This window comes from Streptomyces niveus (genome assembly GCF_001723055.1).
Taxonomy (GTDB): Bacteria; Actinomycetota; Actinomycetes; order Streptomycetales; family Streptomycetaceae; genus Streptomyces; species Streptomyces niveus.
Genome location: NZ_MDCR01000136.1, coordinates 25884 through 33345 on the forward strand (window position 1 = coordinate 25884; position 7462 = coordinate 33345).

Sequence of the window (7462 nt, forward strand, 5' to 3'; positions counted from 1 at the left end):
GACACCGGGCGTCGGCGTTGATCGGCTTGCTGCTGAGAGAAGTTGTAACAGGCCCCACTGACAAGCCCGGTTCGGGGGCTGAGCCCGTTGTCAGACCCACCGTCTAGCGTCGTTCACAGGTCGGCGCCACCCGGCGCCGACGGTCGAGGGGAGAGCCATGTACCGGCAGGGAGACGTGCTGATCGTGCCCGTCGCGGATGACAGCGTGCCGTCCGGGATCAGCGAGGCGCGGAGCGAGCCGAGGGACGGGCGGGGCCGTCTCGTCCTCGCGCTGGGCGAGGTCACGGGCCACGCCCACGCGGTGACGGGACCCGGTCTGCTCGTGCGGGAGACGGGCGGCGAGTTCGGGCCGATGCTGCTCCATCTGCCGGAGGGCGGCCGGGTGGTGCACGAGGAGCACGCGGCGATCCCGCTGCCCAAGGGGTGGTTCCGCGTGGTGCGCCAGCGCGAGTACCTGCCGGGCGCGGTGCGCGTCGTCGCCGACTGAGCGGCGACGGGCGACAGTTCGGGTCGAGCGGGGTGGTGAGCGGTGAGCAGCGTGCGGTACATCGGGACAGCGACAACAGGGGACGGGGCATCAGACATGCGGCACATGGACAAGTGGCGGGGCGTCGCGGCGGCGACGGGGGCGGCCGACCGGCCGGCGGCCGAGGCGGGGATACGGCGCGCCTACCGTACGGCCGGGCTGACCGAGCCGGAGCGGATCATCTGGGCGGACTCCCCGCTCGCCGGACTCGCCGTCGTCCGGTCCCTCACGGATCAGGGCGGATCGGTCCGTGAGGAGGTCCGCACCAAGCCGTGGGCCGAGGAACGGCGGCGTATCCACGACGAGTTGGGCCCGGCGGGCTGGGCCGAGCGGTGGGGCGCGACCGGCGCCCGGCTGTGGGACACCACCCGCGCGCTCGCCGAGCGGATCCGCTCCGGCATCACCGACGCGGCCGGCCCGGAGACGGCCGACCTCGCCGAGACGCGTCAGCTGCTGCTCGACGCGGTCCTCGGCCAGCACGACGCCGCCTGGCTGGCCGCCTTCGACGGCCGCGGCGACCGGCTCGCGGGACTCGCCGAGGTGGCGGAGCACGCCGGCTGGTGGTGGCCGTACGAGAACGTGACGGTGGTCTGCGAACGTCCCGTGGAGCTGCACCGCGACGAGGCCGGACGTCTGGACCGCGGCGACGGCCCGGCGCTCGCCTACCCGGACGGCTTCGCCCTGTACGCGTGGCGCGGGATGCCCGTCCCGGCCGGCTTCCTCGCCGAACTCACCTCGCTCGACCCGGCGCGGATCCGCGCCGAGGAGAACGCGGAACTGCGCCGCGTGATGCTGGAGCACTACGGCTACGACCGCTATCTCACCGAGTCCGGCGCCCAGCCGATGGGCAAGGACGAGACCGGCATCCTCTGGCGGATAGCGCTCGACGGCGACGAGGACGTGGTGATGGTGGAGGTCGTCAACTCCACCCCCGAGCCCGACGGCACGAGCCGCACCTACTGGCTGCGGGTGCCGCCGGGGACCCGTACGGCCAAGGAGGGAGTGGCCTGGACGTTCGGCCTGGACGCCGAGCAGTACGAACCGATGCGGCAGACCTGACCGCCGCGCACTCCGGGTCCGCCGGCCGCTCAGCGGGCGGACCGGAGCGCCTCGCCCGTGATCAGGGAGGAACTGCCCTCCACCGTGCAGGCGTAGGCGCCCGCGATCGCGCCGAGGTGGGCGCAGTCGTCCAGACTCCGCCCGGCGAGGCGGCCGTAGAGGAAACCGGCGACATACGCGTCGCCCGCGCCGTTGGAGTCCACCACCGGTGCGGGCGGGACGGTCGCCGGGACCGGCCGGGGCGTACGGCTGCCCTCGCGGGTCAGCAGATACGACCCGCCGGCGCCGGCCGTGGCCACCACCGCCTGCGCCCTGCCCTCCCGCAGGATCTCCCGCATCACCGGCCCTATGCGCTCGCGCGCCCCGGCGGCGCTGAGGAAGACCAGATCCGCGCGATACGCGAACTCCCGGTGGTAGGCGTCCATCCCGTCCCAGTCGTGCAGATCGGTCGAGACCGGCACACCCTGCTCGATGATGTCGTCGAAGAGGAACCGGGTGAAGTTCGTGATCGACAGATGGACATGCCGGGCCCGCTCCAGATGCGGCAGGTAGAACTCGCGCGGCATCCGCAGATCCTCGGGATCGCGCGCGTCGTGGAAGGACATCCTGCGACCGGTCTTGTCGACCAGATTGACCGCGCGACGCGTGCCGGAGGGCGAGTGCATTCCCTCGAAGTCCACACCGCCCTTGGCGAGATGCTCGCGGACCTGACCGCCCGTCCAGTCGTCACCGATGAAGTCGAGGAACTTGACGTTCAGCCCGAGCGCGTGACAGCCCAGGGCGACGTTGCCGCCGGTCTGCCCCGGCCATTCGCGGATCGGACCGACACCGACCGAGTCGGCGAGCGGGACGGGGAGCGAGTCGACACGGACGACGGTGTCCACGCCGCTGCCGCCGACGACCAGCACGTCATGGCGCGGCTCGTCCGCCGGCCCGGCCCCCGGCCCGGTCCTCGCCTCGACGGCCCGCTCGACGTCCGGATGTTCGGTCCGCTGCTGCGCCACAGTCTCCACCTTCGTTCCGGATGCCCGATGCCCGCCACAGTACGGCCGTGCCGCCGCCGGCCGCCGCGGTGGGTGTCCGTCACCCGGCTGCGCCGGTCAGCCGTCGCGGGTGAGTGCCGCCCTGTCCACGCCCAGTTCACGCGCCAGCGCCTCGTCCGACCAGTCCAGCAACGTGGCGCGGCTGAGCGACCCCGCGTACGACGTCATCTGCACCGCGAGTCCGTCGAGCAGCGCGGTCAGCCGCCAGGCCGTCGCCACCGGGTCGGCGCATTGGAACTCGCCCGCCTCGACGCCCTCGGTGATGACGGCCGCCAGGGCGGCCTTCCACTGCTGGTCGAGATCGCTGGCCACCTCGTGCAGCGCGGGCTCGCGCGGCGCCGCCGCCCACCCCTCGATCCACAGCCGCCAGCCCTTGGCCTCGCCGGTCGGCGCGTACCAGCGGGTCGCGGCGTGCAGCCGGTGCAGGGCGCTGCCCCGGCTGCCGAGCAACTCCCGTAGCTGCGCCAGGTCTTCACCGGCGGAGTGGCGGAAGGCGGCGGCGAGCAGCGCCTCCTTCGTGGAGAAGTGATACAGCACCAGGGCGTTGCTCACCCCGAGGGCGGTGGCCACATCCGCGATACGCACGGCGGCCACCCCCCGCGTCTGGATCTGATCGACGGCGGCGCGCAGCAGGTCCTCGCGCCGCTCCTCCACACTCAGCCGTACTCTCGCCACACTCAGAACCCTAACTCGCGCTGGTTTACAGAAACCGGGCGGGCGTAAACCGGCCGGTCAGCGGTAGTGCCCGAACCGCTCGGCGATCAGGGGCAGTCGGTCGGCGGCGATCGCGTGCGCGGCGGCCCGCGGGGTCGTACCCGCCGCCTCCGCGCGCTGAAGAGTCAGCTCCGTCAGCGCGCGCATGGAGCGGCGGGTGTGGGCGAACGCCTCGTCGGCATCGGGGCCGATGTCGCCGAAGAGGGTCCACCACCACCAGGCGTTCGTACCGGAGTTGACGACGACGTCCGGCAACACCGTGATCCCGCGCGCGGCCAGCAGCTCCTCCGCCTCGGGCAGAACAGGCATGTTCGCCGCCTCCACGATCCAACGGGCCGTGATCCGCGCCTGGTTGGCGGTGTCGATCGCGTACGAGACGGCGGCCGGCACCAGGATCTCGGCGTCCACCGACAGCCAGGCCTCGCCCGGCAGTTCGCGGTCGCCGGGCCGCAGCGCCGCGCGGTCCACCGTCCCGAACGCGTCACGCGCGGCGAGCAGCGCCTCGACGTCCAGGCCGGCCGGGCAGGCGATGGTCCCCTTGACGTCCGCCACGGCCACCACCTTGAGTCCGGCCCGGGACAGGAACCGCGCCGTCGCCCCGCCCATGGTGCCGAGCCCCTGCACCGCGACCCGCGTCCCGCCGTACGGCACCCCCGCCCGGTCGAGCGCGGTGAGCGCGGACTCGGCCACTCCGCAGCCGCCGGCCAGTTCGTCCAGGCCGATGCCGTCCACCTGGACGGCGAACGCGTCGGCGAGCCGTCTACGGGCCGCCGCCTCGTCGTCCAGGAGCGGATGGATCGCCTGGACGGTCGAGACGAGCCCCGCCTCCGCGGCTGCCTTGTCGACGACGTCCTGGGTCAGCCCCAGATCCTCGCCCATGGTCCAGACGGTCTCGATGTACGGCCGCACGGCGCGCAGGTAGCGGACGAGGATGCCGTACGCCGCCGGGTCCCGGGGGTCGCAGTCGATACCGCCCTTGGCGCCGCCGAGCGGGATGTAGCGCGCCGCCGGGTCGTCGTTGTAATGCAGGGCCTCCTTCATGGTCATGCCACGCGCCAGTCCCGTGACCTCGTCCAGCGAGCAGCCCTCGCGCATCCGCAGTCCGCCGCTGGAGACTCCGCGCACGAGCCGGTCGACGACGAGATAGCCCGCGCGGCCGGTCACATGGTCGTGCCAGGTCAGCGATATCAGAGGGGACAAGGGTGCCTCCAGGCGACGTAACTGAATGATGAGTCAGTATCGGGAGCGGGGTGCTCGGCTGTCAAAGATCATCCGAGGAGACCGCCGGGTGGTGGCCGCGTGGGCCGTGGTCGCGTCGCCGTGCGGTCGCATGGCCGGATATCGCCTCTCCGTGGCCGTACGGGAATCCGCGAGATCGTCCGCACGTTGCATCGAGGTGCCACGGACGGCGCACCGGCGTGGCACCCCGGGCATGGAAACAGCCCATAATGTGATGAACCCGAACCTTCAGGAGATGCAGTGAACGGCGCCGGCTCCCCACCCTCACTCCGCTCCCGGCTGCGCGCGATGCGGTCCGAGGCCTTCGGGGCCGACTCGGCCGGTAAGCGCCTGGAGCGGATTCAGAATTCCCCGAACTTCGCGGACGGCGTGTTCCAGAATCCCGAGGGCACCGCCAGAATCAGACCGTCCGGCTCCAAACTGGAGCTGTCGAAGGTCTACTTCAGCAAGGACGCGCGCGCCCGGCGCGCGCCCGCCACGCCCATCCCCGTCCACCAGGACACCCTGGCGGACCTCGCCGTACCGCCCGCTTCCGGGCTGCGGCTGACCTGGATGGGGCACTCCAGCGTCCTCGCCGAGATCGACGGCCGGCGCGTGCTCTTCGACCCGGTCTGGGGCGAGCGCTGCTCCCCGTTCTCCTTCGCCGGACCCAAGCGCCTGCACCCCGTGCCCGTCTCGCTCGCCGCCCTCGGGCCGGTCGACGTCGTCGTCATCTCGCACGACCACTACGACCACCTCGATCTGCCGACGATCAAGGGCCTCGCCTCCACGAACACGATCTTCGCCGTACCGCTCGGCGTCGGCGCCCATCTGGAGCGCTGGGGAGTACCCGCCTCCCGGCTGCGCGAGCTGGACTGGAACGAGACGGCGGAGGTCGCGGGCATCTCGTTCACCGCGACGCCCGCACGGCACTTCTGCGGCCGTGGCCTGCGCAACCAGCAGCACACCCTCTGGGCGTCCTGGGCCGTCGCCGGACCCGAGCACCGCGTCTACCACAGCGGCGACACCGGCTACTTCTCCGGCTTCCGCGACATCGGGGCCGCGCACGGACCCTTCGACGCCACGATGATCCAGATCGGCGCCTACAGCGAATACTGGCCGGACATCCACATGACCCCGGCCGAGGGCCTGCGCGCCCACCTCGACCTCCAGCAGGGCAGCCCGTCCGGCGTGATGCTGCCGATCCACTGGGGCACGTTCAACCTGGCCCCGCACCCGTGGGCCGAGCCCGGCGAGGGCACGGTCACGGCGGCGGCGGAGGCGGGCGTACGACTCGCGCTGCCGCGGCCGGGCGAGTCCTACGAGCCGACGCTGACCGACACCATCCCCGCCGCCCCGTGGTGGCGCTCCGTCGCGGTCCCGCCGGCCGGCGGCTGGCCTGAGGCGGTGCCCGCCGGCGACAAGGCGGCGGTACCGGCGACGGCCTCGGCCTCCGGCGCCGAGGCGGGTACGGCGGACCAGGGCACGGGCACCGCTCCGGGCTCGCCGGAGGCGGCACCCTCCGCGCAGAGCGCGCCGTAACGCCGTAACGCCGTGGCGCGGTGGTTTGGTAACCCCGCCCCCACCCGACCCGGCGGTCAGACCTGGACCACGCTCACGCCGCGCTCCTCGAACAGGCTCGCCCTGTCGGGGGCGCCCGTGTCCGTGATCAGGGTGTCGATGGCGTCCGTCGGGCAGATCCGGGCGAACGCCGGTGTGCCCAGCTTCGAGCTGTCCGCCACCACCACGAGCCTGCGCGCCCGTGCGGCGAGCAGCGCGTTGATGCTCGCCTCGTGCTCGCTGTGCGCACTCGCGCCCGCCTCCGGGTCCACGGCGTCGGCGCCGATGAAGGCGATGTCCAGGCTGACCTCACCCAGGATGTGCCGGGCCAGCGGCCCCACCAGCTCGTACGACTGCGGCATCGCCACCCCGCCGGTGGTCACGATCTTGATGTGCGGGCGTACGGCCAGCTCGTGGGCGATGTTCAGCGCGTTCGTCACCAGGGTGACGGCGGGCTCGCCGCCCCGCCCCGGCGCGTCGGCCAGATCCGCGCGCGTGGCGACGGCCCGCGCGACCTCCGCCGTCGTCGTGCCGCCGTTGAGCCCGATCACCATGCCCCGCCGCACCAGCGCGGCGGCGGCACCGCCGATGCGCTGCTTCTCCGCCGACCGGCCCACCGACTTGTAGCGCGGCGGCAGCCCGTACGAGACGGAGTGCGCCGCCGCCCCGCCCCGCGTGCGGGTGAGCAGCTGCTGCTCCGCGAGATGGTCCAGGTCCCTACGTACGGTCGCCGCCGACACCGCCAGCTCGGCGGCCACGTCGTCGACGTCCAGCCGGCCCCGCTCGGCGAGCAGTTCGAGCAGGGTGTTGTGCCGTGCGTACCGGTCCACCGCATCTCCTTATGTCACGCCCCGGATCATTCAAGCACCTCCACGACCGGAAGGGTTTGCTTGAAGGTGCTCGAAACTCTGCTCTAGCATGCAGAAACAAGCACATCTTCTGTGCCGCGATCGAGAGTGGAGAGCCGACGTGACGTTTGTCCAGACGGAACTGGCCAGTCAGCCCGCGAGCTGGAGCCGGGCGGCGGAGCTGGCCGACGGCCTGCGCGGCTCCGGCCAACTGCCCGAAGCCGGTGAGCGCACGGCCGTCGTCGGCTGTGGCACCTCGTACTACATGGCCCAGGCGTACGCGGCGCTCAGGGAGGGTGCCGGGCAGGGCGAGACCGACGCCTTCGCCGCCTCCGAGTTCCCGGCCGGCCGCCGCTACGACCGCGTCGTGGCGCTGACCCGCTCGGGCACCACCACCGAGGTGCTCGACCTGCTGGCCACCGTGCGTGGCAGTGCCCGTACGACCGCGATCACCGCGGACCCCGAGACCCCGATCCGCTCCGCCGCCGACGACC

At 72.7% G+C, this 7462-nt stretch carries 8 protein-coding genes; 4 read left to right on the forward strand and 4 right to left on the reverse strand.

The genetic code is table 11. The features are described 5' to 3' along the window. Positions 1–157 precede the first annotated feature (157 nt). Together BHU15_RS17345 and BHU15_RS17350 are read left to right on the forward strand one after the other, a co-directional pair. Positions 158–487 (forward strand): DUF8820 family protein, encoded by a 330-nt coding sequence (locus tag BHU15_RS17345; protein WP_023537252.1) that lies wholly within the window; start codon positions 158–160, stop codon positions 485–487. 96 nt (positions 488–583) lie between these two features. Continuing rightward, entirely contained in the window at positions 584–1585 is a 1002-nt protein-coding gene (locus BHU15_RS17350) for a DUF6745 domain-containing protein (protein WP_069628022.1), read from the forward strand. Between the two features lie 29 nt (positions 1586–1614). On the opposite strand, the gene BHU15_RS17355 is transcribed toward BHU15_RS17350, so the two are convergent. The 3 genes from BHU15_RS17355 to BHU15_RS17365 form a co-directional block, all read right to left on the reverse strand. Next, entirely contained in the window at positions 1615–2490 is an 876-nt protein-coding gene (locus BHU15_RS17355) for a carbohydrate kinase family protein (RefSeq protein WP_069628029.1), read from the reverse strand. A gap of 195 nt (positions 2491–2685) precedes the next feature. Beyond that, positions 2686–3303, reverse strand: coding sequence for a TetR/AcrR family transcriptional regulator (locus tag BHU15_RS17360; protein ID WP_079128199.1), 618 nt, complete (start codon positions 3301–3303; stop codon positions 2686–2688). 57 nt (positions 3304–3360) lie between these two features. Next, on the reverse strand, positions 3361–4542 hold the full coding sequence (locus tag BHU15_RS17365) for a glutamate dehydrogenase (RefSeq protein WP_247748823.1): 1182 nt from the start codon (positions 4540–4542) through the stop codon (positions 3361–3363). 279 nt (positions 4543–4821) lie between these two features. Here BHU15_RS17365 and BHU15_RS17370 point away from each other — a divergent pair, with 279 nt between their 5' ends. Beyond that, entirely contained in the window at positions 4822–6102 is a 1281-nt protein-coding gene (locus tag BHU15_RS17370) for an MBL fold metallo-hydrolase (RefSeq protein WP_069628024.1), read from the forward strand. 56 nt (positions 6103–6158) lie between these two features. Here BHU15_RS17370 and BHU15_RS17375 read toward each other — a convergent pair whose 3' ends face one another. After that, entirely contained in the window at positions 6159–6950 is a 792-nt protein-coding gene (locus tag BHU15_RS17375; protein WP_023537246.1) for a DeoR/GlpR family DNA-binding transcription regulator, read from the reverse strand. A gap of 139 nt (positions 6951–7089) precedes the next feature. Here BHU15_RS17375 and BHU15_RS17380 point away from each other — a divergent pair. Further along, positions 7090–7462, forward strand: a 373-nt coding sequence (locus BHU15_RS17380; protein ID WP_368483207.1) for an SIS domain-containing protein, incomplete at its 3' end; no start/stop codon positions are given.